18 protein-coding genes are annotated in these 22,300 nt (G+C 68.2%); 11 read left to right on the top strand and 7 right to left on the bottom strand.

Annotated elements, in window-relative coordinates:
• Window positions 1–4: 4 nt before the first annotated feature.
• The 4 genes from hemF to DOL89_RS01435 all read left to right on the top strand — a co-directional run bounded on the left by hemF (window position 5) and on the right by DOL89_RS01435 (window position 3,768).
• Window positions 5–919, top strand: a complete 915-nt coding sequence (hemF, locus tag DOL89_RS01450; RefSeq protein WP_404813475.1) for an oxygen-dependent coproporphyrinogen oxidase — start codon at window positions 5–7, stop codon at window positions 917–919.
• A 101-nt stretch (window positions 920–1,020) separates the two neighbouring features.
• Window positions 1,021–1,863 carry a 2,3,4,5-tetrahydropyridine-2,6-dicarboxylate N-succinyltransferase gene (dapD, locus tag DOL89_RS01445; protein ID WP_119677550.1) on the top strand — a complete coding sequence of 281 codons (843 nt, stop codon included), beginning with the start codon at window positions 1,021–1,023 and terminating at the stop codon, window positions 1,861–1,863.
• A 163-nt stretch (window positions 1,864–2,026) separates the two neighbouring features.
• A complete protein-coding gene (gene dapE / locus DOL89_RS01440) occupies window positions 2,027–3,187 on the top strand; it encodes a succinyl-diaminopimelate desuccinylase (RefSeq protein WP_119677549.1) in 1,161 nt (386 codons plus the stop codon).
• The gene (locus DOL89_RS01435; protein ID WP_119677548.1) at window positions 3,184–3,768 is read left to right on the top strand and encodes a hypothetical protein; all 585 of its coding nucleotides are present in this window, start codon (window positions 3,184–3,186) and stop codon (window positions 3,766–3,768) included. The genes dapE and DOL89_RS01435 overlap by 4 nt, the downstream gene beginning before the upstream one ends.
• 24 nt (window positions 3,769–3,792) lie before the next feature.
• Here DOL89_RS01435 and DOL89_RS01430 read toward each other — a convergent pair whose 3' ends face one another.
• Window positions 3,793–4,446, bottom strand: a complete 654-nt coding sequence (locus DOL89_RS01430) for a phosphoribosylanthranilate isomerase (protein ID WP_119680167.1) — start codon at window positions 4,444–4,446, stop codon at window positions 3,793–3,795.
• An 82-nt stretch (window positions 4,447–4,528) separates the two neighbouring features.
• Window positions 4,529–5,881, bottom strand: coding sequence for an oxygen-independent coproporphyrinogen III oxidase (gene hemN / locus DOL89_RS01425; protein ID WP_119677547.1), 1,353 nt, complete (start codon window positions 5,879–5,881; stop codon window positions 4,529–4,531).
• Window positions 5,882–6,027: 146 nt separating this feature from the next.
• Here hemN and DOL89_RS01420 point away from each other — a divergent pair, with 146 nt between their 5' ends.
• The 5 genes from DOL89_RS01420 to DOL89_RS01400 all read left to right on the top strand — a co-directional run bounded on the left by DOL89_RS01420 (window position 6,028) and on the right by DOL89_RS01400 (window position 12,516).
• Window positions 6,028–8,136, top strand: a complete 2,109-nt coding sequence (locus DOL89_RS01420) for an alpha/beta hydrolase family protein (RefSeq protein WP_119677546.1) — start codon at window positions 6,028–6,030, stop codon at window positions 8,134–8,136.
• A gap of 59 nt (window positions 8,137–8,195) precedes the next feature.
• Complete coding sequence (locus DOL89_RS01415) at window positions 8,196–9,215, top strand: ChaN family lipoprotein (RefSeq protein WP_119677545.1); 1,020 nt, start codon at window positions 8,196–8,198, stop codon at window positions 9,213–9,215.
• 20 nt (window positions 9,216–9,235) lie between these two features.
• Entirely contained in the window at window positions 9,236–10,498 is a 1,263-nt protein-coding gene (locus tag DOL89_RS01410) for an amidase (protein WP_119677544.1), read from the top strand.
• 176 nt (window positions 10,499–10,674) lie between these two features.
• Entirely contained in the window at window positions 10,675–11,310 is a 636-nt protein-coding gene (locus DOL89_RS01405) for a ribonuclease HII (protein WP_119677543.1), read from the top strand.
• Window positions 11,311–11,403: 93 nt separating this feature from the next.
• A complete protein-coding gene (locus tag DOL89_RS01400; RefSeq protein ID WP_119677542.1) occupies window positions 11,404–12,516 on the top strand; it encodes a site-specific DNA-methyltransferase in 1,113 nt (370 codons plus the stop codon).
• A gap of 135 nt (window positions 12,517–12,651) precedes the next feature.
• On the opposite strand, the gene DOL89_RS01395 is transcribed toward DOL89_RS01400, so the two are convergent.
• Both DOL89_RS01395 and bla read right to left on the bottom strand, forming a co-directional pair.
• Window positions 12,652–12,858 carry a hypothetical protein gene (locus DOL89_RS01395; protein ID WP_119677541.1) on the bottom strand — a complete coding sequence of 69 codons (207 nt, stop codon included), beginning with the start codon at window positions 12,856–12,858 and terminating at the stop codon, window positions 12,652–12,654.
• 222 nt (window positions 12,859–13,080) lie between these two features.
• A complete protein-coding gene (gene bla, locus DOL89_RS01390) occupies window positions 13,081–14,076 on the bottom strand; it encodes a class A beta-lactamase (protein ID WP_119677540.1) in 996 nt (331 codons plus the stop codon).
• A 140-nt stretch (window positions 14,077–14,216) separates the two neighbouring features.
• Between bla and DOL89_RS01385 the strand changes: the two genes are divergently transcribed.
• Window positions 14,217–16,028, top strand: a complete 1,812-nt coding sequence (locus DOL89_RS01385) for a M3 family oligoendopeptidase (protein ID WP_119677539.1) — start codon at window positions 14,217–14,219, stop codon at window positions 16,026–16,028.
• 87 nt (window positions 16,029–16,115) lie between these two features.
• Here DOL89_RS01385 and DOL89_RS01380 read toward each other — a convergent pair whose 3' ends face one another.
• Both DOL89_RS01380 and DOL89_RS01375 read right to left on the bottom strand, forming a co-directional pair.
• Window positions 16,116–17,702, bottom strand: a complete 1,587-nt coding sequence (locus tag DOL89_RS01380) for a peptide ABC transporter substrate-binding protein (RefSeq protein WP_119677538.1) — start codon at window positions 17,700–17,702, stop codon at window positions 16,116–16,118.
• A gap of 59 nt (window positions 17,703–17,761) precedes the next feature.
• Window positions 17,762–19,378, bottom strand: a complete 1,617-nt coding sequence (locus DOL89_RS01375) for a peptide ABC transporter substrate-binding protein (RefSeq protein ID WP_119677537.1) — start codon at window positions 19,376–19,378, stop codon at window positions 17,762–17,764.
• Window positions 19,379–19,562: 184 nt separating this feature from the next.
• Here DOL89_RS01375 and DOL89_RS01370 point away from each other — a divergent pair, with 184 nt between their 5' ends.
• A complete protein-coding gene (locus tag DOL89_RS01370) occupies window positions 19,563–20,306 on the top strand; it encodes a TerC family protein (RefSeq protein WP_119677536.1) in 744 nt (247 codons plus the stop codon).
• A gap of 6 nt (window positions 20,307–20,312) precedes the next feature.
• Here the strand turns inward: DOL89_RS01370 and DOL89_RS01365 are convergent, their stop codons facing one another.
• A complete protein-coding gene (locus DOL89_RS01365; RefSeq protein ID WP_162937264.1) occupies window positions 20,313–22,232 on the bottom strand; it encodes a sensor histidine kinase in 1,920 nt (639 codons plus the stop codon).
• Window positions 22,233–22,300: the final 68 nt, after the last annotated feature.

Genomic DNA, 22,300 nt, shown 5'->3' with positions numbered 1-22,300 from the left:
CGCCGTGCAGAGTGCCACCCCTTCCCCCCTCCCCACTCCCGAGATCGTCGCCGAGCGGCAGGGGCGCGCCCGCGCCTGGTTCGAAGCCTTGCGCGACCGGATCTGCGCCGCGTTCGAGGCCATCGAGGATGAGTTGGCGAAGGGGCCGCATGCAGGGCTGCCGCCAGGGCGGTTCGAGCGCAAGGCCTGGGACCGCGCCAACTGGGACGGGGAGCCGGGCGGCGGCGGCGTCATGAGCGTGATGCGCGGCGGGCGGGTGTTCGAGAAGGTGGGCGTGAACGTGTCCACCGTCCACGGCACCTTCAGCCCGGAATTCCGGGCCAACATGCCGGGGGCTGGCGAGGAGGGCCGCTTCTGGGCCAGCGGAATCAGCCTGGTCGCCCATATGCGCAGCCCCGTGGTGCCGGCCGTTCATATGAACACCCGCCACCTGGTCACCCAGATCGCCTGGTTCGGCGGCGGGGCCGATCTGACGCCCATGTTCCTGGACAGCGCCGAGACCGAAGAGGACAAGGCCGAATTCCATGCCGCGCTGAAGGCCGCCTGCGACGCGCACGGGGCCGACTACTACGCGCGCTTCAAGGAATGGTGCGACCGCTATTTCTTCCTGCCGCACCGGGGGGAGCCGCGGGGCGTCGGCGGCATCTTCTACGACAATCTGGACACCGGCGACTGGGAGGATGATTTCGCCTTCACCCGTGCGGTGGGCGAGGCGTTCCTGGCGGTCTATCCACGCATCGTGCGCCGGCGCATGCACCTGCCCTGGACCGCCGAACAGCGGGAGCACCAATTGATCCGCCGCGGCCGCTATGTGGAGTTCAACCTGATCCATGACCGCGGCACCCTGTTCGGGCTGAAGACCGGCGGGAACATCGAAGCCATCCTGATGAGCCTGCCGCCCGAGGTGAAGTGGCCCTGAGCGGCGCATCACACCTGCCCTGCCGGTCTGCCGCATTGACTCGGGGGCGGGAGCGCGGCCAAGGTCCGGACTTTCGAACGCTTGCATTACGGACAGATGCCATGAGCCACGCCGATCTCGCCCGCACCATTGATCAGGCCTGGGAGGACCGGGCCGGTCTGGGTCCCGACAGCAAAGGCGCCGTGCGCGAGGCGGTCGAGACCGCGCTTGCCCTGCTGGATGGCGGCAAGGCGCGGGTGGCGGAGCCCGGCGCGAATGGCTGGGTGGTGAACCAGTGGCTGAAGAAGGCGGTGCTGCTGTCCTTCCGCCTGAACGACAACCAGGTGGTGGAGGGCGGTCCCGGCGGGGCGACCTGGTGGGACAAGGTGCCGTCCAAGTTCGTGGGCTGGGACGAGACACGCTGGCGGGCCGCCGGCTTCCGCGTCGTGCCGAACGCCGTGGTGCGGCAGAGCGCCTACATCGCCCCCGGCGTGGTGCTGATGCCCAGCTTCGTCAATGTCGGCGCCTATGTGGACAGCGGCACCATGGTGGACACCTGGGCCACCGTGGGGTCCTGCGCCCAGATCGGCAAGAACGTCCACCTGTCCGGCGGGGCCGGCATCGGCGGCGTGCTGGAGCCGCTGCAGGCCAACCCCACCATCATCGAGGATGACTGCTTCGTCGGCGCCCGGTCCGAGGTAGTGGAGGGCGTGGTGGTGGAACGCGGCAGCGTGCTGTCCATGGGCGTCTTCATCGGAGCCAGCACCAAGATCGTGGACCGCACCACGGGCGAAATCTTCATGGGCCGGGTGCCGGCCTACAGCGTGGTGGTGCCGGGCAGCCTGCCGGGCAAGCCCCTGCCCGACGGCACGCCGGGCCCGAACCTGTCCTGCGCCGTGATCATCAAGCGGGTGGACGAGAAGACCCGCTCCAAGACCGGCATCAACGAGCTGCTGCGGGATTGAGGCCGGGCTGCGTTCCGTAGGTCGGATCGAGCCTTGGCGACGATCCGACACGGTGCCGCCGCCCCGTGCGGGCTGGCGACGTCTTTCCGGTCTGCATCTTTCTTTGAGGCTGTGTCGGATCATCGCCAATGGCTCGATCCGACCTACGGGTAACCGAGACGCCATGACCACCGACCCCATCGCCCTTGCCCAGGCCCTGGTCCGCTGTCCCAGCGTGACGCCCGCGGATGCGGGGGCGCTGGATGTTCTGCAGCGGGCGCTGGAGGGCATGGGCTTCGCCTGCACCCGGCTACCGTTCGAGGAGCCAGGCACCGACCGGGTGGACAATCTCTATGCAAGGCTGGGAACGGAGGGGCCGAACCTCTGCTTCGCCGGCCATACGGATGTGGTGCCGGTGGGGGATGCGGCGGCCTGGACCGTCGATCCTTTCGGAGGCGAAATCATCGACGGGCGGCTTTATGGGCGCGGCACGTCGGATATGAAGGGCGGCGTCGCCGCCTTCGCCGCCGCAGTGGGGCGCTACCTGCAAAAGCATGGAAAGCCGGCCGGCAGCATCAGCCTGCTGATCACCGGCGATGAGGAAGGGCCCAGCATCAACGGCACCCGCAAAATGCTGGACTGGATGATGGAAACGGGCGAGCGGATCGACGCCTGCATCGTGGGGGAGCCGACCAATCCCAAGGCCCTGGGCGACATGATGAAGATCGGCCGGCGCGGCAGCATGACGGCCACCCTGACCGCCTATGGCGCGCAGGGGCATGTGGCCTATCCGCATCTGGCCGACAATCCCCTGCCCCGGCTGACGGAGGCGCTGCATTTGCTGAGCGCCAGCCCGCTGGACGAGGGCACGCCGCATTTCCAGCCCAGCACCCTGGCCATCACCACCATCGATGTCGGAAACCCCGCCAGCAACGTGATCCCGGCCAAGGGCACGGCCCGCTTCAACATCCGCTTCAACGACCTGCACACGCCGCGGAGCCTGGAGGCCCATATCCGCGATGTGCTGGAGGAGGTGGGCGGAGCCTGGGACCTGAAGATCCAGGTCAGCGGCGACGCCTTCCTGACCCCGCCGGGCGAGCTGTCCGCCCTGTTGGCCGACGCGGTGGAGGCGGAGACAGGACGGAGGCCGGAGCTGTCCACCTCCGGCGGCACCTCCGACGCCCGCTTCATCAAGGATCACTGTCCAGTGGTGGAGTTCGGGTTGGTGGGCGCCACCATGCACAAGGTGGATGAGAATGTTGCGGTGGCCGATCTGGAAGGGCTGACCGCGATCTATGCCCGTCTGTTGGAAAGCTGGTTCGAGCGGCGCGGAGCAAGGGCATGAGCGTGCTGGCCGAGGCGGCCTATGGGCTGTACGGGGCGTTGCGGCTGCTGCGGTTCGACACATCCGGCGCGCGCTATTTCCTGAATGACGGCGGGGCGGCGTGGCGCAGCTTCAGGGCGCTGTGGCTGTTCGTGCCGCTCTATGCCGGCTTCCTACTGCTGCTGAACGGCAACCGGTTCGAGAGCGGTGGCGCCGTGCTGCACTATCTCGGCATCAAGGTGGCGGTGCAGTTGGTGATCATGTTCGCCTATCTGCTGATCACCTTCCATCTGCTGGAGCTGATGAAGCGGGCGCAGCGTTTCCCCGCCTTCGTCGCCGCCTACAACTGGGCCACGGTGGTGCAGACCCTCATCGCCATCGTGGGCACCGGTCTGGCGCTCAGCCCCGGACTGGGGCTGGAGGGCGGGCAGGTGGTGCAGGCCGTGCTGGGGCTGTTCATCCTGGCCTATGCCGGCATGGTGGTGAAATCGGTGCTGGAACTGGACTGGATCTTCGCCGTCGGGCTGGTGGCGCTGGACATGTTCGTGACCCACATGGTGGGCAGCCTGTCCGACGCGGTGCTGGCGTCCTTGCGGGGGTAGGCTGGACAGGCGGCACTGTCCGGGTCAGGCCGCCATCAGCGCCGCAACAAAGGCCGCCAGCTTGGCCGGGTCCAGATCGCCGCCGTTACGCACGCCGGAGCAGAGGTCGACGCCGTAGGGGCGGACCTGGGCGATGGCCTGCCCGATATTGGCTGGCGTCAGCCCGCCGGCCAGGAACACCGGCCGGTCCACCGCCGCGACGATCCGGGCGGACGTCGCCCAGTCATGCACCCGGCCGGTGCCGCCCAGCTCCTTCACCGCCAGATCGGGCCGGCCGCTGTCCAGCAGCAGGGCGTCCACATGGGGAGCGGCCTCCCGCGCCTCCTCCACCGTGCGGTCGCCCAGCACATGCAGCACCTGCACGATCTTCACCGACGGGCAGTGGCGGCGCAGGGCGGCATAGGTGGCGACGGGCACCGAATCGACAAGCTGGACCGTGTTGGTGCGGCAGGCCCGCACATGCTCCACGATCCCGTCGGGATCGGTGCGGCAGGTCAGCAGGAAGGTCGCCACCGGCGGCGGCACCGTGGCAGTGATCTCCGCGATCAGCTCATCGGCGATGGGACCGGGGCCGGATGGCATCTCCGCCACCAGCCCCAACGCATCCGCCCCGGCGGCCACGGCGATACGGGCCTCCTCCACCGAGGAAATGCAGCACACTTTCAGGCGCGTTCTCATGATGGCGCGGATGGTGCCCCGCCGGCCGGTAGCCGTCAACGGGCGGAATGGCGTGGGCCGATTCTGCCGACGGGCCTCCCCCTTAGATCGCCTTGCTATGTCGCCCGCTCTCCGGGTCCAGGTAGCTGTCGAACAGGGCGGCGACGCTGCGGACCAGGGGCTTGGCCTCGTCGGGCACGGTCAGGCGGGTGCCGTCCAGGCGGATCAGCCCGTCCCGCTCCAGCTCCGCCAGCGATTCCGCCTTGGGCAGCAGGCCGGACAGGCCGGCCGGGTGGCGAACGCCGTAATCGGCGACATCGACGGTGAAATTGCACATCAACTGCTCAATCACATCGGAGCGCAGCCGGTCCTCCGCACTGAGGCGGAAGCCGCGGCCCACGGCCAGCCCGCCGGCGGCCACCGCCTTCTGGTAGCCCGGCACTGGCACGATGTTGGCGACGAAGCCCTGCGGCAGCCGGCCGATGGCGCTGGCGCCGAGACCGATCAGCGCATCCGCATCGTCGGTGGTGTAGCCCTGGAAGTTGCGGCGCAGCCGGCCCTGGGACGCGGCGCTGGCAATGGGATCGTCCGGCCGGGCGAAGTGGTCGAGACCGATGCGGATATAGCCCTCGGCCAGCAGGGTTTCCTCGATCCCCTGGTTCTGGGCCATGCGGGCGTCGGCGTCGGGAAGCGTGCTCTCATCGATCCGGTTCTGGTGCGCTTTGAAGCCGGGCATATGGGCATAGCCGAAGACCGACAGCCGGTCGGGGTTCATGGCGAGCGCCGTGCGCACCGTCTCGACACAGCTTTCCACCGTCTGGTGCGGCAGGCCGTAGAGCAGGTCGAAATTGATGGCCCGGATTCCGGCGCGGCGTAGCGCGGCCACGGCCTCCGCCGTCCGCTCCGGCGTCTGGATGCGGTTGATGGCCTGCTGCACCCGCGGATCGAAGCTCTGCACCCCCAGCGAGGCGCGGTTGATGCCGCCGGCCGCCAGCGCCGTCGGCATGCAATCAGTCAGCGTTCTCGGATCGATCTCCACCGCGCATTCGGCATCGGGCGCGAAGCTGTAGACCTTGCGCAGCGTCGTCATCAGCCGCACGAACTCGCCCGGCGGCATCAGCGTCGGCGTGCCGCCGCCGAAATGCAGATGCGTGACGCGCGGCCCCGCCGGCATCAGCGCCGCCACTGTTTCCGCCTCCATCGCTAGATGGGCGAGGTAGCTTTTCACCGGCCCATCATGCGGCACCACGGTGGTGTGGCAACCGCAGTACCAGCACATGGAGCGGCAGAAGGGCACATGCAGGTAGAGCGACAGGGTCGTGTCCGGCTTCAGCTCCGCCAGCCAGTCGGCATAGGCGGCGCTGTCCACATCCGGCGTGAAATGCGGCGACGGCGGATAGCTGGTGTAGCGGGGAACGCGCTGGGCACGATATTTGGCGACGAGTTCGGGACGCATGGGACACCTGTCGATGAGATGGCCGGAGAATGCGTCTCCCGGTGAACAATGTGCCTTGATGTAGCTCAATGATGGACGATTCAGGCCTTTTCCCCTTCGCCATCGGGGGCTTACCCTGCCGGCCGGGTAAAAAGAACGGAGGCGACATGGCACGGGGAATGAGGGCGGCGGGGCTGGCGGCCGCCTGGATGGCGCTGGCGGGGTCCGCCTGGGCGGAGATGCCGCAAGCCGGCGACCGGTTCACGGAGATGGACCTCTATCAGTTGGAATTCGCCAACGATCCGCAGATCAGCCCGGACGGCCGGTCCATCGTCTATGCCCGCATGTCCAACGACATCATGACGGACAAGACGGTGCCCAACCTGTGGATCCTGGACGCCGATGGCGGCATGCACCGGCCGCTGCTGACCGGGCAGGCGGCGGCCAGCCAGGCGCGCTGGTCCCCGGATGGCGGGCGCATCGCCTATGTCACCGCGGCCGAGGGCAAGCCGCAGATCCATGTGCGCTGGATGGATACCGGCCAGACCGCGCTGGTCACCCGCACGCTGGAAGCGCCGGGCGCGCTGGCTTGGTCGCCGGACGGGAAATGGCTGGCCTTCACCATGCTGGTGCCCAAGGAGCCCGAGCCGCTGGCCAAGCCGCCCAAGGCACCGGAAGGGGCGAAATGGGCCCCTGGCGTGAAGGTCATCGACAGCGTCGTCTATCGCCGCGACGGCGAGGGCTATGTGGAGCAGGGCTTCACCCATGTCTTCGTGGTGCCGGCGGAGGGCGGGACTCCGCGCCAGATCACCAGCGGTGACTTCAATCACCGCGGCACCCCGGCCTGGACGCCCGATGGACAGGCGCTGGTGATCAGCGCCAATCGCAATCCGGACTGGGAACAGGACCCGGTCGAAAGCGACCTCTACGAGGTTCGGATCGCCGATGGCAGCGTGCGCCGCCTGACCGAACGGGACGGGCCGGACAGCAATCCCGCCGTCAGCCCGGATGGGCGGTGGATCGCCTATACCGGCTTCGACGACCGGAAGATGGGATACCAGAACCACCTGCTGCACCTGATGGACCGGCGCAGCGGCGAGGTGCGGGTGCTGAGCCAGGAGTTGGACCGGGCGGTGGATGCCCCGCAATGGGCCGGCAACGACGCCGTCTTCGCCAGCTATGAGGATCAGGGCGGCGTGACGCTGGCCCGCTTCACCCTGGACGGCAAACATGCGGTGGTGACGCAGGGCATCGGCGGCACCAGCCCCAGCCGGCCCTACACCTCCGGCGGCTTCAGCGTCGCCGCGGATGGAAGCTTCGCCTATACCGTCGGCCGCTCCGACCGCCCCGCCGACGTGGCCGTGGGCAACCCGGCCGGCCTGCTGTCCGCCGCCGGCACCAAGGTACTGACCACGCTGAACGAGGACCTTCTGGCGCATAAGAAGCTGGGCCGAGTGGAGGAGATCCGCTATCCCAGCAGTGCCGACGGTCGGGAGGTCCAGGGCTGGGTGGTGTTCCCGCCGGATTTCGACCCGTCGAGGAAATATCCGCTGATCCTGGAAATCCATGGCGGCCCCTTCGCCGCCTACGGCCCCGATTTCTCGGTCGAGATGCAGCTCTACGCCCAGGCCGGCTATGTGGTGCTCTATACGAACCCGCGCGGCTCCACCAGCTATGGGGCGGAATTCGCGAACCTGATCCACCACAATTATCCGGGCCAGGATTATGACGACCTGATCAGCGGGGTGGACGCGCTGGTCGCCCGCGGCTTCGTCGATGAACAGAACCTGTTCGTCACCGGCGGGTCCGGCGGCGGCGTCCTGAGCGCCTGGATCGTCGGCAAGACCGACCGGTTCCGCGCGGCCGCGGTGGTGAAGCCGGTGATCAACTGGACCAGCTTCGCCCTGACGGCCGACTTCTACACCCTGTTCTGGCAGTACTGGTTCGCCGACTATCCCTGGAACGCCCAGGAGGAGTATTGGCGGCGCAGCCCGCTGTCGCTGGTGGGCAATGTGAAGACCCCCACCATGCTGCTGACCGGGGAGGCGGACCACCGCACGCCGATCAGCGAGACGGAGCAGTACTATCAGGCGCTGAAGCTGCGCGGCGTCGATACGGTGATGGTGCGGGTTCCCGAGGCCCCCCACGGCATCGCCCGCCGCCCGAGCCACCAGATCGCCAAGATCGCCAACATCCTGGCCTGGTTCGAACGCCACCGCACCGGCCAGACCGCTCAGGACGCCGGCGGGTCCGCAGCGGGCACGAAGGCGGAGTGAGGAGGGCGGGCGCGGGAGGGGCTGTTGTCATTCGGCCCGTCCCGCGCCATGTGCCTTGGATGATACGACGTCTCCCCTCCCCTGCCCGCATGCCGGCCCTGGTGGCCGGCGTTCTTCTTCTCATCGCGCCATCGACCGGCATGGCCGCCGATCCCGCGCCGCCGCCCGGCGGCTGGACTGCCGGCCTCCTGCGGGAGCATCCTCTGGCCGGGCGGGTGTGGTCTGCGCGGGATAAGGATTTCGTGCCGGCGGAGCGGGCGTTGCAGGATGCCGCCGGGGCGGAGCTGGTGCTGCTGGGGGAAATCCACGACAATCCGGACCATCACAGGCTCCAGGCCCATGTAATCGGGGCGATGGTCCGGGCCGGACGGCGGCCGGCGGTGGCGTTCGAGCAGATTCCGCGCGGCCTGCAACCCGCCCTGGACGCCCATCTGGCGGAAAAGCCGGGCGATGCGGCCGGGATCGGCGCGGCGGTGGATTGGACGGAGCGGGGCTGGCCGGACTGGGCGCAGTACCAGCCCATCGCCGATGCGGCGCTGGCGGCAGAGCTGCCCCTGCTGGCCGCCGACCCTGACGAGGCGGAGCGGCGCGCGGTGGGGCGCGGCGGGCTGGAGGCGCTGCCGCCGGAGCGGCGGGCGGAACTGGCGCTGGACCGACCCTATCCGGAGGCCTTCACCGAAAAGCTGGGGCGGACCATGGTGGAGGCCCATTGCGGGCTGATGCCGATCGAGGCCGCCGGCCCGCTGGTCGATGTGCAGCGGCTACGCGACGCCACGCTGGCCGACACCATGGTGCGGGCGGTCGAGGGCGGGGCGGACGGGGCCGTGCTGATCACCGGCGACGGGCACGCGCAGGAGGATCTGGCCGCCCCCTGGTACCTGCGCGCCCGCCTGCCGGAGGCGGAGATCGTCACCATCGCCTTCCGCGAGGTGGAACCGGACAGCACCGACCCGGCCGGCTATGTTGAAGCCGAACCGGAAGGCGGGCCGCCCTTCGACTATGTCTGGTTCACCCCGGCCACGGAGCGCGGTGATCCCTGCGCGGAGATGCGGGAACGGTTCGGGGGCGGCAAGCGCTGAAAACCAAGAATGGGGGAGGCATGTTCGGGAACGAGGCAGGGGAGCTGGCGCAGCGGATCGCGCGGGGTGAGGTGAGCTGCGAGGCGGTGGCCCGCCACGCGCTGGACCGGATCGTGGAGCGGGAGCCCACGGTGCAGGCCTGGGCTTGGCTGGACCCGGATGCCGCCATCGCCGCGGCCCGGCGGCTGGATCGGGCCGGCCCGCAGGGACCGCTGCACGGGCTGCCGGTCGGCATCAAGGACATCATCGATACCGGCGACATGCCGACCGCCTACGGCTCCCCCATCTATGAGGGGCACCGGCCGGTGCGGGATGCCAGCGCGGTGGCGCTGATCCGCGATGCGGGCGGGCTGCCCCTGGGCAAGACGGTGACGACGGAATTCGCCTATTTCACGCCGGGGCGGACCACCAATCCGCACGACCCGGCGCGCACGCCGGGCGGCTCCTCCTCCGGCTCCGCCGCCGCGGTGGCGTGCGGGATGGTGCCGCTGGCGCTGGGGACGCAGACGGCTGGGTCCATCATCCGGCCGGCCAGCTTCTGCGGCATCGTGGGATACAAGCCCAGCTTCGGCCTGCTGGACCGCACCGGCATCCGCCCCTTCGCCGAAAGCCTGGACACGCCCGGCGTGCTGGCCGGCAGCGTGGACGATGCCGCCTTCCTGGCGGGGGTGCTGGCCGGCCGCTCCTTCGATATCGAGGAGGCACCGCTGCGCATCGGCTTCTGCCGCACCCATGAGGCAGATGCAGCGGAGCCCTGTGTCTGGCCCCTTCTGGAGGAGGCCGTGCGCCGGCTGGGGCCGGCCGGGGTGGTGGTGCGGGAGGTCACGCTTCCGCCAGCCTTCGCGGGGCTGTTGCAGGCGCAGAAGGTGATCATGGCGGCGGAGGCGGCCCGCAGCAACGCGCCCGAACTGCGCACCGCCCCTGAGCAGGTCAGCGCCCGCCTGCGGGCGATCGCGGCCGCGGGGCGGGAGATCGCACCGGCGGAGCTAGATGCCGCCCATGAGCTGGCGGAGCGGGCGCGGCGCATCCTGCCGGAGGTGATGGGCGGCATGGACGCCCTGCTCTGCCCCGCTGCACCAGGGGAGGCCCCGGTGGGGCTGGAAGCCACGGGCGATCCCGTGTTCAGCCGGGTCTGGACCCTGCTGGGCCTGCCCTGCGTCACCGTGCCCGGCCTGCGCGGGCCGGCGGGGATGCCGGTCGGCGTGCAGCTTGTCGGGCGCATGCGGGACGATGCGCGGGTCCTGGCGGCGGCGAAGGTGCTGGAGCAGGTGTTGCAGGGATGAAAAGCTGATCGCCCCCTCTCCCCCGCGGGGAGAGACCGGGAGAGAGGGTGGTTCCGCCATCGCCGGACTTGTTCCGAGAAGGCTCCGATACCCCCTCCCCCCAGTCCTCTCCCCGGTAGGAAGAATGGGCTTTTCTTGATTGCCCACGCGGGAAGGTTCCGCCATATAGCGGCCCCATGCTGGACCTTGCCCATGAACGCCGCCTCGGACATTCGGATCTCTGCCTGCTCTGCGGGGTGGATGAGGCCGGGCGCGGGCCGTTGGCCGGACCCGTGGTCGCGGCGGCGGTGGTGCTGCCCTGCGCCTGGCTGGAGGGGCCGCTGCCGGACTGGTGCGGCGAGGTCAATGACAGCAAGCAGGTGAAGCAGGCCCGGCGCGAGGCGCTGTTCGAGCTGATCACCACCTCCCTGCCCCATGGCGTAGGCATCGCCAGCGCGGCGGAGATCGACGAGCTGAACATCCTGCAGGCCACCCTGCTGGCCATGCGCCGCGCGGTGGAGGCCCTGCCGGTGCGGCCGCATGCGGCGCTGGTGGATGGGAACCGGCCCCCGGCCCTGCCCTGCCAACGGGTGGAGACGCTGGTGGACGGGGATGCGCTGTGCCTGTCCATCGCGGCGGCCAGCATCGTGGCGAAGGTCACACGCGACAAGATCATGTGCGACCTCGCCGCGAGATACCCCGGATATGGTTGGGAGCGCAATGCAGGCTATGGAACAGTGCAGCACCGGGACGCGCTGCGCACCCTTGGCGTCACGCCCGAGCACCGGCGCAGTTTTGCACCGGTATCCCAACAACTTGCTCTAAACCTCTGACTCCACTGACTCTTGGGCGAAGATTACTGTTGACGCCGACTCGGGGCCTGACTCATTGTCGCTGAAACAGCGACCTGATTCGGGCCTCCCAAAATGTCCAAGCCTGCCGCCACGCCAGCCCCGCAACTGGCCACGAACCGGATTCTTGTGGGCGATTGCGTGCAACTCATGCGCGAGATGCCGGCCGGCAGCGTGGACATGGTCTTCGCCGACCCGCCCTACAACCTCCAGCTCAACGGCGACCTCATGCGCCCCAACCACACCCGCGTGGATGGGGTGGATGAGGAGTGGGACCGGTTCAGCGACTTCGCCACCTATGACCGCTTCACCCGCGACTGGATGGATGCCGCCCGGCACACGCTGAAGGATGACGGCACGCTGTGGGTGATCGGCAGCTACCACAACATCTTCCGCGTCGGCGCCATTCTCCAGGATCTGGGCTACTGGATTCTGAACGACATCATCTGGCGCAAGTCGAACCCGATGCCGAACTTCAAGGGCCGTCGCTTCGCCAACGCGCATGAGACGATGATCTGGGCGGCCAAGTCCAAGGACGCCAAATACTACTTCGCCTATGAGGCGATGAAGAATTTGAACGAAGAGCTGCAGATGCGCAGCGACTGGACCCTGCCGCTGTGCACGGGGGCCGAGCGGCTGCGCGACGAGACCGGGCAGAAGGCCCACCCGACGCAGAAGCCGGAATCGCTGCTGTACCGGGTGCTGATGTCCAGCACCAAGCCGGGCGATGTCGTGCTGGACCCGTTCTTCGGCACCGGCACCACGGGGGCGGTGGCCAAGCGCCTGCGCCGCCGCTGGATCGGGCTGGAGCGGGAGCATGACTATGCCCGCCTTGCCAACGCCCGCATCGCGGCGGTGGAGGAGGTGGCGGAACCGGAGCTGCTGGAGCAGCCCAGCAAGCGCAGCCAGCCGCGCATCCCCTTCGGCAGCCTGGTGGAACGAGGCATGCTGACGCCCGGCACCATGCTGTTCGACCAGCGCCGCCGCAACATCGCGAAGGTGCGCGCCGACGGCACGCTGGTGGCCCAGAACCATCTGGGTGAGCACAAGGGCAGCATCCACAAGGTGGGCGCGGCCATCCAGGGCCTGCCGGCCTGCAACGGCTGGACCTACTGGCACTTCCAGGAGGGTGGCAGCCTTGCCCCCATCGACGTGCTGCGCCAGAAAGTCATCAAGGAAATGCACTGAGCAGGCCGCGCCCATACCCCACCGGGCGGCGCGTCCCGTGACAAGGACCTGAAAAACGAAAGGCGCCGGGGAGTCATCCCTCGGCGCCTTTTGTGTATCGGGGCGGTTCCGGTGGAACCGCGCCCCCGTCGGACCTCACGCGGCCCGGCGGTACTCGAACTCGCCGACCAGGGCCCGCACATCCGCTTCCGTCGCCTCGGGCGACAGCAGCAGGGCGGCGCGGCGCGGCGACAGCTCGCCGGTGGCAACGCCGTCCAGCACGCTCCGCAGTTCCGCCTTGGTCAGGCAATCACGAAAATCCACACGGCCGGCGGCCCGGCCGGCCCCGTTCATGGTGCTCATTGCACCCTCCATCTGTTCGGTGAACGAATGCATGGTACCCCACCCTTGCAGTGACGCAAGACGCAGCCGCCCGACGGCGGCGCATGGCTCCCCCCAGCGCGCGCCATGCCCTCGTATGTTGTGGAGGGCTGCCGTCCAGGGCATCCGCGTGGCAACTGACTGACCGCTGTATGGTTCCTGCAAAAATGCCGGAAAACCGCACCCGGTTACGGAAAAATGACGTCAGTCCGCCGTGGCGGCGCGGGCGGCGGCGGCGATCAGCGCCTCCTGCTCCTCCATCGGGGCGGTGGAGCCGGCGATGAAAACGGCAATGGCAAGTGTGCGACCGTTTGGCGCGATCAGCAGCCCGACATCGTTGTTGGCCGGCGACAGCCCGTCCACCGTCCAGCCGCTGCCGGTCTTGTGCGCCACCCGCCAGCCCGGCGGCACCCCGGCCTTCAGCCGCTTCGTTCCGGTGGTGGTGGAGAGCATGATCCGCCGCAGCTCCGCCGTTCCGGCCTCCGACAGCATCCGGCCGTCATGAAACGCGGCCAGCAGATCCAGCATCCCCTCCGGCGTGGAGGTGTCGCGGGGATCGTCGAGATAGGCCAGCATGGAGGCGCGCCGGGCCGCGGGGTCCAGCGCACGGGCCGCTGCCTTGAAGGTCTCCCAGTCCACCAGCTCCGGCCGCCAGGGCAGGCCGTAGACGCCGGTCTGAAGCTCCCGCTCCGCTCGGTCGACCCGCACGCCGTCGATTCCCTTGGCACGCAGCAGCGCCGTCACCGCCTCTGGCCCGCCGATCATGCCCAGCAGCACGTCGCAGGCGGTGTTGTCGCTCTGCGCCACCATCAGCTCCAGCAGCTCCCGCACCGTGTCCTCCCCTGGCTGTCCGGCCAGCCGGTCGCGCAGGGGGCTCCAGGCCACCGACATGTCGGCCGGGGTGAGCTTGACGGTCTGATCCAGCGTCAATGCACCGCGATCCGCCGCGTCCAGCACGGCGATGCCGATGGGGAACTTGAACACGCTCTGCATCGGAAAGCGCCGGCCGCCGCCGACCAGCGTGGTGGCCCCGGTGGCCAAGTCCCGCACGCCGATGCCGACGCGTCCCGGATGCGCCGTCGCCAGATCGCTCAGAGCTTTCTCCAGCCCGGCATCCGTTGCGAAGGCGGGCAGGCCGGGCATCGCGGCCAGGGGAACCGTGGCGGCGGCAGTGAGGAATTGGCGGCGGGCGAGGCTCATCTCTTGCTCCTTGTTTTCGCGTTACCCTCCTATCCGAAAGAAGCGCGGCGATTTCTGGGCGGACGTGCCCCCGGATGCCCTGTTGGAAAAAGAAGGGGAGCCGCCCCATCTAGCATGTGCCGTGACTTGAGAGGACCCGCATGGATACGAGCCTGCCCGCCGCCGCTGCCGATGCCCTTGGCGCCCTGCCGAACTGGGACCTGTCGGACCTGTATCCCGGGCCGGACAGCGCGGAGTTGAGGACCGATCTGGAACATGCGGAGCGGGATGCCCGCGCCTTCTCCCAGCGCTATGAGGGCCGGCTGAAGGGCCTGTCCGGCGCCGATCTGGCTCGCGCCGTGGCGGAATATGAGCAGATCGACGAGACCATGAGCCGGATCATGTCCTATGCTGGCCTGATTTATGCCGGCGACCGGTCCGATCCGGAGAATGGCCGCTTCTATCAGTCCATGCAGGAGAAGGTGACCTCCATCTCCGTCCACCTGCTGTTCTTCACACTGGAGATCAACCGGCTGGACGATGCGGAGCTTGAGGCCAAGCTGTCGGTGCCCGATCTGGCCCGCTACGCCTCCTGGCTGCGTGACACGCGGCTGTACCGCCCGCATCAGCTTTCCGACGAGCTGGAGAAGCTGCTGCATGAGAAGTACGTCTCCGGCCGGGCCTCCTGGACCCGGCTATTCGACGAGACCCTGTCGGCCCTGCGCTTCCCCATCGGCGGCAAGGAGCTGACCAGTGCCGAGGCGCTGAACCTGCTGTCCAACCCCGATCCGGCGAAGCGGAAGGAGGCGGCGCTGGCGCTGGGCGATGTTCTGGGGAAGAATCTGCGGCTCTTCGCCCACATCATGAATACCATCGTCAAGGACAAGGAGATCGAGGACAAGTGGCGGCACTATGCCCAGCCCTGGTCCTCCCGCCATCTGGCCAACCAGGTGGAGGATGAGGTGGTGGACGCGCTGGTGGAGGCCGTGCGCAGCAGCTATCCCGACCTGTCCCACCGCTACTACGCCCTGAAAGCCAAGTGGTTCGGGCAGGAGAAGCTGGATTACTGGGACCGTAACGCCCCGCTGCCCGACGATGACGACCGGGTGATCCCGTGGGATCAGGCCCGCGAGCTGGTGCTGGACTCCTACGGGCGCTTCAGTCCGCAGCTCGCCGATCTGGGCCGCACTTTCTTCGAGAAGCCCTGGATCGACGTGCCGCCGCGGCCCGGCAAAGACCCCGGCGCCTTCGCCCACCCCACCGTGCCCAGCGCCCATCCCTATCTGCTGCTGAACTATATGGGCCGCACCCGCGACGTGATGACCCTGGCCCACGAGCTGGGACATGGGGTGCATCAGGTGCTGGCCGGCAAGCAGGGCCATCTTCAAAGCTCCACCCCGCTGACCCTGGCGGAGACGGCCAGTGTGTTCGGCGAGATGCTGACCTTCCGCGGGCTGCTGGAGCGCACCACCGATCCCAAGCGACGCAAGGCGCTGCTGGCCGGGAAGGTGGAGGACATGCTGAACACCGTGGTCCGCCAGATCGCCTTCTACGAGTTCGAGCGCCGGGTCCATACTGAGCGGCGCGAGGGCGAGCTGTCGGCGGAGCGGTTGTGCCAGATCTGGATGGATGTGCAGACGGAGAGCCTGGGACCGGCCTTCCGGTTCGAGGACAGCTACAAGCCCTACTGGACCTATGTGGGGCACTTCGTGCATGTGCCCTTCTATGTCTACGCCTACGCCTTCGGCGACTGCCTGGTGAACAGCCTCTATGCGGCCTATGAGGAGGCGGCGCGGCACAACGGCACCGACGCCTTCGCCCGCAAATATCTGGAGATGCTGTCCGCCGCCGGCACCCTGCACCACAAGGAGCTGCTGGCCCCCTTCGGGCTGGACCTGTCCGACCCGGCCTTCTGGCAGAAGGGGCTGGGCGTGGTCCGCGGCTTCATCGATGAGCTGGAGCGGCTGGAATAGTCTGTAGGTCGGTGCGGGCGGAGCAAGGGCCGACCTACAGTTTGCCCCTCTCTCCCCGGTGGGGAGAGAGGGGACGGTTTGAACACCTTACTCCACGCTCAGATACAGCGTCGGGTGGACGTCCAGCGGGTTATCCACCCAGCCCTTGATTTTGGGATTCACCAGCCGCTTCGAGGCGTAGGTGTAGACCGGGATGGCGGCATAGTCCTCGATCAGCATGCGCTCGGCCTGTTGCAGCAGGTCGCGCCGCACCTCCGCATCCGGCTCCGCCGCGGCGCGGTCAAGCAGGGCATCGAATTCGGGATTCGCATAGCCGGCAGGGTTCTCCGGCCCGATGTCGCTGCGGTACCATTCCAGGAAGACATTGGCGTCGTCATAGGCGCCGATATAGCCCTGGCGGGAGAGGCCGGGGAAATTCTTGGTGCGGCGGGTATCCAGGAACACCTTCCATTCCTGGTTCGTCAGCACCGTCTTCACGCCAAGCCGCTGCTGCCACATGGCGGCGAGCCCCACCGCGGTGCGCCGCTCCAGCTCCTTGGTGTTGAACAGCAGTTCCACCTCCAGCCCCTCGCCCTCCGGGTAGCCGGCGGCGGCGAGGAGCTTCTTCGCCTCCGCGATCCGCTTGTCCATGGGCCAGTCCGCCCAGGCCGGCGCCTGGGGCGTGTAGTCGGGCACGCCGGGCGGCACATAGGCATGGGCCGGCAACTCGCCGCCGCGGGTCAGCTTCTCGGTGATCGGCCCCCGGTCGATGGCCATGGACAGCGCCTGCATGATGCGCTTGTCATCCTTCCAGGGGCTCTTGGTCAGGTTCGGGGCGTAGTAGTAGGTGCCGAGCTGCGGATTGACCCGCAGGTGATCGGGCAGATTCTCCCGCACCCAGTCGATCTGGGCGGCCGGAAGGGTATAGGTGGTGTCCAGCTCCCCCGCCCTGTAGCGCTTCAGCTCGGTATCCTGGTCCTCGGTCGGGTGGAAATAGACCGCGTCGATGCTGGCCTTGGCGGCATCGCGGTGGTGCGGGTTGCGCACCAGCTTCACATAGCCCTGCGGCACATACCGGTCCAGCATGTAGGGACCGCTGGAGACCAGCTTGCCGGCGCTGAAGAAGCCGTTGCCCGCTGCCTGCATCTGCTTCGTCGGCAATGTCGCCAGCATGGGGTAGCTCAGCACCTTCAGCAGATAGGCGGTGGGCCGCTCCAACTCGATCACCACCGTGTGGTCGTCAGGGGCCGACACGCCCAACTCTTCCGGAGGCAGCTTTCCCTCGGTGATCTGCTTGGCGTTGCGGATCGGCCAGATGTAGTTGGCGTTGCGCGCCTGCGTCTCCGCCGGGTTCACCACCCGGCGGAGGGAGAAGACCACATCCCCCGCCGCGATGGGGGAGCCGTCGGACCATTTCAGACCGTTGCGCAGGCGGAACGTATAAGTCTTTCCGTCCTCCGACACGGTCCAGGACTCCGCCAGACCGGGCTTGGCGACGCCGTCCGGCCCGCGGACCATCAGCCCTTCATACATGTCGTAGAAGATCTGGGCTTCCGGCAGGCCGGTGGCGGTATGCGGGTCCAGCGTTTCCGGCTCGGCATAGTTTCCCCGTCTGAGCACCGTCTCCGCCAGGGCCGTCTGGCCTGCCAGGGTCAGGAGGGAAAGGGCGATCGCTGCCGTCCGGAATGGTCGCATCAGTAGTCCTTTTCTTGCTCCGCGGGTCTTCAACAGCCCAGGGCCGCTGGCGGCGCGCTTTATTCCCCGAAGCTGATGTAGCGGCTGGGGTGCAGGTCGAGGGCGTTGCCCTCCCAGCCCTTGATCTTCGGGTTCACCAGACGGCGGCGGGTGTTGTGGAACACCGTCATGATCGGGTGGTCGGCCAGCGCCAGCGCCTCCGCCTCCGCCATCATGGCCAGCCGCGCCTCGGGATCGGTCAGGGCGTTGGCCTTGTTCAACGCCGCGTCATAGGCCGGGTTCTTGTAGGCCGGCAGGTTCTGCTGCGCCACGTCGCTGCGCAGAAGCTGGAGGAAGGTGTAGGGGTCCGGATAATCGCCGATCCAGGCATAGAACAGGATGTCCTTGTAGGACTTCTCATTCCCGATGCTGGCGACCACGCGGAATTCCTGGTTGTTCAGCCGGGCCTGCACGCCGAGCTTCTGCTTCCACATGGCGGACACGGCGATCATGACCTTGCGGTTGTTCTCGCTGGTGGAATAGATCACCTCGATCTCGCCCAGCCCCTTGCCGCCGGGATAGCCGGCCTCGGCCAGCAGTTCCTTGGCGCGGGCGTCCCGCTCCGCCTGGGTCATGGCGCGGAAAGCCGGCATTGGGGGGGTATAACCGCCGACATCGCCGGGCGGCGTGAAGCTGTAGGCCGGCTTCTCATCCCCGCCGATGATCTTCTCCGCGATCACGTCCCGGTCGATGGCCAGGGACAGCGCCTCGCGCAGCTTGGCGTTCGACTTCCAGGGCTCGTTGTTCAGGTTGAAGGCGAAATAGTAGGTGGAATAGGTCTGGGTGGCCTTGTAGGCGTCCGGGAAGCTGTTCTTCGCCGTGTTGACCTGCGTGGTCGGCAGGGTGGAGGTGATGTCGAGCTCGCCCGCGCGGTACTGCTTGAATTCGGTGTCGTGGTTCTCGATCACGAAGTCCGTCACGCGCGGGATGGCCACCTGGTCGGCGTCGTAGTAGGTCGGGCTCTTCTCCAGCCGGATATAGGTCTGGGGCACGTTCTCCCGCAGAACATAGGCGCCGTTGGTGACCATGTTCTGCGGGGCCACGAAATCGTCGCCGAACTTCTCCACGCTCGCCCGGTGCAGCGGGCTCATGGCCGGGTGCTGCAGCGTGGCGAGGAAGTAGCCCGCCGGCTCATGCAGCGTGACCTTCAGGGTCCTGGCATCCACCGCCTCCACGCCCAGCGCATCCGGCGGCATCTTGCCGTTGGTCACGGCCTCTCCATTCACGATGGGCCAGACATAATAGGCGTAGGGGGCGGCGGTCTTCGGGTCCGCGAGCCGCCGCCACGCGAACACGAAATCCTCCGCCGTCACCGGACTGCCATCCGACCATTTCGCGTCGCGCAGGGTGAAGGTGTAGACGAGGCCGTCCGCGCTGACCTCATGGCTTTCCGCCATGGCCGGCCGGGCATTGCCATTCACGTCCAGGGTGAACAGCCCTTCGAACAGGTCGTAGAGCACGCGGGCCGCCGGGATTGTTTCCGCCTTGCTCGGGTCTAGCGTGTCGGGGGCGGGCCCCACGCTGCGCCGCAGCTCCTGCTGCGCCTGGGCCGGGGCCGCGGTCAGCGGCAGGGCGGCGGTGAGGGCCAGCGCGCCCAGCGCGGCGGTCAGCGACAGGCGGTGCAAACTCTTCAACATCTGCGGTTCGTCCTCTCCCGGTAGGGCGCCTTCCCGCGCGGTGCAACCGCCGGGAAATCTTCCGGCCGGAACCGTAGGACTCCGGGCAGGCAACCGCAAGCCATTCGCCCTGTTGTGCAGCTACTCACGTTGGCTGCTCCAGGCGGGCAGCCTCCCGCTCCATCAGCCACGAGAAGCGACGCGGATGTTCGACTGGATCGCCGACCCCCAGGCCTGGGCCAGCCTCGCCACCTTGACGGCGCTGGAGATCGTACTGGGCATCGACAACATCATCTTCATCTCGATCATGGCCAGCCGGCTGCCGACGGAACAGCAGGCCAGGGCCCGACAGGTCGGCCTGGGGCTGGCGCTGATCACCCGGTTGGCCCTTCTGGCCTCCATCGCCTGGATCGTGACCCTTACCCAGCCGCTGTTCCATTTCGGGGAGTTCGGAATTTCCGCCCGCGACCTCATCCTGCTCTGCGGCGGGCTGTTCCTGATCTACAAGGGCACGCAGGAAATCCACCATACGATGGAGGGCGAGGAGGAGCAGGTCGCCTCCCGCGCCGCCGCCAGCTTCGGCGCCATCGTCGGCCAGATCATGGTGCTGGACATCGTGTTCTCGTTGGACAGCGTCATCACCGCGGTGGGCATGGCGAACCACCTGCCGGTGATGGTGACGGCCGTGATCATCGCCGTGGGCGTCATGCTGTTCGCCTCCGGCCCGACCAGCCGTTTCGTGCAGGAGCACCCGACAGTGAAGATGCTGGCGCTGAGCTTCCTTCTGCTGGTCGGCGTGGCGCTGGTGGCCGACGGGCTGCATTTCCACATCCCGAAGGGCTATCTGTACTTCGCCATCGCCTTCTCGGTAGCGGTCGAGGCGCTGAACCTCGCGGCGACGAAACGGCGGCGGCGCGGGCAGGCGTCGCCCCATGTGCCGGGGGCGTGAGCGCTCTTACTCCTCCGCCTTCACCACCTGCGGCAGGCGCAGGGTGAAGCGGGTGCCCTGGCCCGGCGCGCTCCAGACATCGATCCGGCCCTGGAGCGTGCGGGTCACCAGATTGTAGACGATGTTCAATCCCAGCCCGGTGGAGCCCTGGCCGCGCCGGGTGGTGAAGAACGGGTCGAATATCCTGGGCAGGTCGGCCAGCGGAATGCCCCGCCCGTCGTCGCGATAGACCAGCACGATCTCCCCGCCCAACGGACGCACCACGGAGATGTCGATCCGTCCGGACCGCCCATCCTCGAACCCGTGCACGGTGGAATTGACGATGAGGTTGGTCAGCACCTGCCCCAGCGCGCCCGGATAGCTGTCCATGACGATGCCGTCCGGGCAGTGCAGGTGCACCAGATGGCCCCCCCGCTTCCAGCGCGGCCCGACGCTCATCACGATCTCGTCCAGATAGGGTCGGAGCTCGAAGGTGCGGCGCTGGTCCGACGCTTGGTCGGCTGAGACGTTCTTGAAGCTCTGCACCAGGCGCGAAGCCCGTCCGGAATTCACCTCCAGCAGATTCGCCGCCTCTCCCACCAGTTCCAGGAACTCGTCCAGATCCGCCTTGCGGAGGCGGTTCTCGTCCACCAGGGTGCGAAACTTGGAAAGTTCGGTCCGCAGATGGTTGGCGGCTGTGTAGGAGATGCCCACCGGCGTGTTCAGCTCATGCGCGATGCCGGCCACCAGACCGCCCAGCGAGGCCAGCTTCTCCGCCTGGATCAGGCTGTCCTGGGCGGCGCGCAGTTCCGCCAGCGCTGCCTCCGCCGCGGCGCGGGCGGCGGCGGCCTCCTCCACCTGCCGTACCCGTTCGGTGATCTCGGTATAGAGGGAGACCCAGCCAACGCCGGGCACGCGGTTGCGGCGGTACTCCACGACAGCGCCGGTGTCGGCGACGCGGAAGGTGCCGGCCGACTCGCCCGTCTCCCCGTCCGGCCGGCCGCCGGGAGCGAAGCGCATCAGGTGCCAGGCCACCATGGTCTCCCGCTCCTCCGCCGACGGCAACTCGCCGGGGGCGCGGGCGGACTGGAGCTGGATCAGCTTTTCGAGGATGGGGGTGGCGGCGATCTGCGCCGGCGAGAACCGGGCCGGATCGATGCGGATATGGTCCCAGTCGCCCCGCTCCGCCTGGAAGCGTAGCGTCTCCTCCATGGTGCGATGGCTGCGGATGACAGCGTCCGTGGTGCCGCCGATGACCGGATAGCGGCTGTTCCAGACAAGATAATTGAGGTTCTCGTCCATCATCACGAAGCCGCCGGGAATCGCCTCCACGGCGGCGGCCAGCCGAGCGGCCCCCCTCTCCGCCTCCAGCTTGGCGGCCTCGCGCTCCATCCGCGCCTGCTTCAGGTCGGTGATGTCGCTGTAGGTGGTGACGATGGCCCCGCCGGGCAGGCTGCCATCGGAGGATTCCGGGATGCGCTCCTCCACCCTGCGGTACCAGCGCCCGGCAATGCCGACCTCATCCACCGTGCGGCCGGTCAGCGCCCGGCGCTGGGCCATGCGCTGGGCGACATGGCGCTCCGGATCGACCGGCTCGTCGGTGCCGGTGCCGGTGACCAGCTTCAGGAGCAGCGCCTCCCGCATGATCCGTTCGAAGGACCAGCCCTGGATGGCTTCCACGCCCGGCGAGCCCGGAAAGAAGGAATGCAGGCGCGGGTTGGAGAAAATGGCCCGGTCCTCGCCGTCGCAGACCAGGATGCCATCGGAGAACCCCTCGAACGCCCGGCGCAGAACCGCCGCGTCGCGGTCGGCTACCCGCCGCTCCTGCCGCCGCCGCTCATTCGCGCGGCGCGGGCCGGCGTCGTCCGGTGGAACGGACGCGGCATGTCCGGGATCGCCCCCGCCGTCCTGCAATGCCGAGTCAGGCACATGCGGCCCGTGATCCATGCCCACCCCGCCCGGCTCAACCACTAACGTATCGGCAGCTTTTCCGTCCGATCATACAATTTGGGGTA

This window comes from Indioceanicola profundi (assembly GCF_003568845.1).
GTDB classification, from domain to species: domain Bacteria; phylum Pseudomonadota; class Alphaproteobacteria; order Azospirillales; family Azospirillaceae; genus Indioceanicola; species Indioceanicola profundi.
Note: the sequence above shows the minus strand (reverse complement) of the source record. Positions and strands in the feature narration are given on the sequence as shown.

Coding starts and splice junctions, on each gene's coding strand:
- DOL89_RS01415 (WP_119677545.1), top strand. CDS start 8,196: ATGATACGACGTCTCCCCTCCCCTGCCCGCATGCCGGCCCTGGTGGCC.
- DOL89_RS01375 (WP_119677537.1), bottom strand. CDS start 19,378: ATGTTGAAGAGTTTGCACCGCCTGTCGCTGACCGCCGCGCTGGGCGCG.
- DOL89_RS01385 (WP_119677539.1), top strand. CDS start 14,217: ATGGATACGAGCCTGCCCGCCGCCGCTGCCGATGCCCTTGGCGCCCTG.
- bla (WP_119677540.1), bottom strand. CDS start 14,076: ATGAGCCTCGCCCGCCGCCAATTCCTCACTGCCGCCGCCACGGTTCCC.
- dapD (WP_119677550.1), top strand. CDS start 1,021: ATGAGCCACGCCGATCTCGCCCGCACCATTGATCAGGCCTGGGAGGAC.
- DOL89_RS01395 (WP_119677541.1), bottom strand. CDS start 12,858: ATGAGCACCATGAACGGGGCCGGCCGGGCCGCCGGCCGTGTGGATTTT.
- dapE (WP_119677549.1), top strand. CDS start 2,027: ATGACCACCGACCCCATCGCCCTTGCCCAGGCCCTGGTCCGCTGTCCC.
- DOL89_RS01405 (WP_119677543.1), top strand. CDS start 10,675: ATGCTGGACCTTGCCCATGAACGCCGCCTCGGACATTCGGATCTCTGC.
- DOL89_RS01430 (WP_119680167.1), bottom strand. CDS start 4,446: ATGAGAACGCGCCTGAAAGTGTGCTGCATTTCCTCGGTGGAGGAGGCC.
- hemN (WP_119677547.1), bottom strand. CDS start 5,881: ATGCGTCCCGAACTCGTCGCCAAATATCGTGCCCAGCGCGTTCCCCGC.
- DOL89_RS01435 (WP_119677548.1), top strand. CDS start 3,184: ATGAGCGTGCTGGCCGAGGCGGCCTATGGGCTGTACGGGGCGTTGCGG.
- DOL89_RS01380 (WP_119677538.1), bottom strand. CDS start 17,702: ATGCGACCATTCCGGACGGCAGCGATCGCCCTTTCCCTCCTGACCCTG.
- DOL89_RS01420 (WP_119677546.1), top strand. CDS start 6,028: ATGGCACGGGGAATGAGGGCGGCGGGGCTGGCGGCCGCCTGGATGGCG.
- DOL89_RS01365 (WP_162937264.1), bottom strand. CDS start 22,232: ATGGATCACGGGCCGCATGTGCCTGACTCGGCATTGCAGGACGGCGGG.
- DOL89_RS01410 (WP_119677544.1), top strand. CDS start 9,236: ATGTTCGGGAACGAGGCAGGGGAGCTGGCGCAGCGGATCGCGCGGGGT.
- DOL89_RS01400 (WP_119677542.1), top strand. CDS start 11,404: ATGTCCAAGCCTGCCGCCACGCCAGCCCCGCAACTGGCCACGAACCGG.
- DOL89_RS01370 (WP_119677536.1), top strand. CDS start 19,563: ATGTTCGACTGGATCGCCGACCCCCAGGCCTGGGCCAGCCTCGCCACC.